Source organism: Streptomyces sp. A1136 (genome assembly GCF_004795055.1).
Taxonomy (GTDB): domain Bacteria; phylum Actinomycetota; class Actinomycetes; order Streptomycetales; family Streptomycetaceae; genus Streptomyces.
The window spans coordinates 1-541 of sequence record NZ_SSBJ01000331.1; the positions used below are offsets into that span (position 1 = coordinate 1).

Genomic DNA, 541 nt, shown 5'->3' on the forward strand with positions numbered 1-541 from the left:
CCGGACCCGGCGAAGGAGTACGTGTGAAGGAACCCGTCCGCATCGGCCCGCCCCCGTCGGCGGTGCCCGACCTGGAGGCGTTGATGGGCCAGGTCGCCGTCGGCGACCGGGATGCCTTCACCACCGTGTACGACACCGTGGCCGGACCCGTCCTCGGTCTGGTCCGCCGCGTGCTCCGCGACCCGGCGCAGTCCGAGGAGGTGGCCCAGGAGGTGCTGGTCGAGGTCTGGCGCACCGCCGCGCGCTACCGGCCCGCCAAGGGGACCGTCATGACCTGGGTGATGACGCTGGCGCACCGGCGCGCCGTCGACAGGGTCCGTTCCGCCCAGGCCGCCGCCGACCGCGAGGAGCGGGCCGCCCTGCTCGACCGCACCCCCGCCTTCGACGAGGTCGCCGAGCAGGTCGAGACCCGGCTGGAGCGCGAGCAGGTCCGCCGCTGCCTGCGCACCCTCACCGAACTCCAGCGCGAGTCGGTCAGCCTCGCCTACTACCGCGGCCTCGCCTACCGCGAGGTCGCCGAACTGCTCAGCGTGCCGCTCGG

General features: G+C 74.5%; 1 protein-coding gene. It reads left to right on the plus strand.

Features of this window, described 5'->3' with window-relative positions; genetic code table 11:
* Positions 1-23: 23 nt before the first annotated feature.
* Positions 24-541 (plus strand): ECF RNA polymerase sigma factor SigK (gene sigK, locus E6R62_RS38880; RefSeq protein ID WP_136218042.1); only part of this gene is annotated, 518 nt, incomplete at its 3' end.